At 48.6% G+C, this 2001-nt stretch carries 2 protein-coding genes; both read left to right on the top strand.

Annotated features, from left to right (window positions below; translation table 11 throughout):
* The first annotated feature begins 133 nt into the window (after positions 1-133).
* Positions 134-1675: an IS21 family transposase gene (istA, locus tag KNP71_RS15635; RefSeq protein WP_131473021.1), complete on the top strand. Its 1542-nt coding sequence runs from the start codon at positions 134-136 to the stop codon at positions 1673-1675.
* Positions 1672-2001: ATP-binding protein (locus tag KNP71_RS15630; protein ID WP_214831050.1), on the top strand; the 330-nt coding region annotated here is incomplete at its 3' end. The genes istA and KNP71_RS15630, both read left to right, overlap by 4 nt.

The raw sequence follows: 2001 nt of genomic DNA, 5'->3' as shown, positions 1-2001 counted from the left end.
TGTGAACGCTAAAATAAAATTGACAGTTTTTGCTCGATACGATTTTACACTATTGCCGAAAAATCAGAACAGAACTCCGATAGAGTAGTTGAGGCTATTTTATCTGGAGGGAATGGATTTGGAGGAAAAGTTAGTGCTACACATCAAGATTCATCAAATGTATCAGCAAAACATGAAAGTGGCTCAAATCGCCACAGCACTGAAGGTATCGAGACCGACGGTATATAAGTACCTGAAGATGACATATGAAGATGCCCTACATGAATTTGACGAGAAAGCCTGCTCACGAAAGAAGAAGCTCGATGCCTACCGAGACTGGATCATTGCATGGTTGGAGGAGTATCCGCATTTGAGCAGCGCACAAGTACATGACTGGTTACTTGAAAGATATCCCGGCCTGTCGGTCGGATCGAGCACGGTCAGGACATACGTGAAGGAAATCCGAGAAATCTATCAGATTGAAAAGAAAAGGATTGTCCGCCATTACGAGGCTATCCCAGAACAACCAATGGGCAAGCAAATACAGGTAGACTGGGGTGAGACCAGACAACGGACTAAAGATGGAAAAATGATAAAGCTTTATTTCATTGCGTTCGTACTTGCGCACTCTCGGATGAAGTATGTCGAATGGAGAGAACGACCGTTCACCACCAAGGACACTATTCACTGCCACGAAAATGCATTCCAATTCTATGGTGGGCGTCCTTCTGAAATCGTCTATGACCAGGATCACCTCATCGCAATCAACGAGAACGCAGGTGACGTCCTATTGACCAATGAGTTTCAAGCCTACGTGAACGAACGAAAGTTTAGAATCCACTTATGTCGTCGGGCTGACCCGGAGTCAAAGGGTATGATCGAGAACGTCGTGAAGTACATCAAACGGAACTTCGCGGACAGCCGAGTGTACCGGCATATCGAGGATTGGAACGACCGTTCCATGAGATGGTTGGAGAGGACAGGAAATCATAACGTCCATCAGACAACGAAAAAAAGACCAGCTGAAGTGTTCTCCGTCGAAAAACAACACTTACAACCGGTCTTATCGCTACTCTCTTTCGAAAGTATCCGTACCGAAAGTATAGCAAGGAACGTCAGCAAGGACAACACAATCCGTTATCGCTCAAACCGTTACACCGTCCCAATCGGGACCTACTCATCGGTCAAGAAGAAAGTGGTGTTCCTCGAAGTGACCGAACAGGAACGGTTATTGATTCGCGAATCTCCCGAGGGAGAAGTGATTGCAGACCACCGGGTCAGCAAAGAGAGCGGAAAACTGATTCAAAGCCGTGACCACCTTCGGGATCGTTCCAAAGGAATCGAAGAACTGAAGCAACAGGTCCTCACCTATTTCGAGGACAGAGAGGCGGCGTCCGATTATCTGGGTGAGCTCTCAAAGCGTTACCCGAGATACCGACGTGACCAGTTCAACATCATCAGGGACGTCGCGATCATGTATCCCAATCACTTAACGAACGCACTGGAAAAGTGTTCGCAAGAGAGTCTGTTCAGCGCCAACGATTTCCGAGACGTGGTCCACTATCTTGCGATCCTCGCGGACGATGGGTGTGATCCAAAACCCGATACCGAACGTCCGAAGAAATCCGGGATACAGGTCGCAACGAGGTCACTCCAAGCCTACACCGACATCCTGAAAGGGGTGGCGACAAAATGAGTCAAAGCGTTTCCGAGTTACAACAGGACTTTCGGCAGCTTCGTCTCGCCGAGACGGCTGACGCCCTCCCACAGATTTTGAGAGAGGCCGAAATGGCCTCCTGGACGTATATCGAATTTCTAAGTGCCATCACGAACCATGAACGCGCCAAACGAGACGCTAAAAGTTTGGAGAGACGAATGAAGTGGGCCCGATTCCCGTTCATCAAATCCCTCTCGGAGTTCAATTTGGAGGAACAGACCGCACTAACCGCCCGACAGCTGAAGCAGTTGAAACAGCTCAACTGGCTCGAACAACAGTACAACCTGATCCTCTTGGGCCCTCCG

Source organism: Exiguobacterium sp. s56 (assembly GCF_018618255.1).
In the GTDB taxonomy this organism is placed as follows: Bacteria; Bacillota; Bacilli; order Exiguobacteriales; family Exiguobacteriaceae; genus Exiguobacterium; species Exiguobacterium chiriqhucha.
This window is presented reverse-complemented; position numbering and strand designations above follow the sequence as displayed.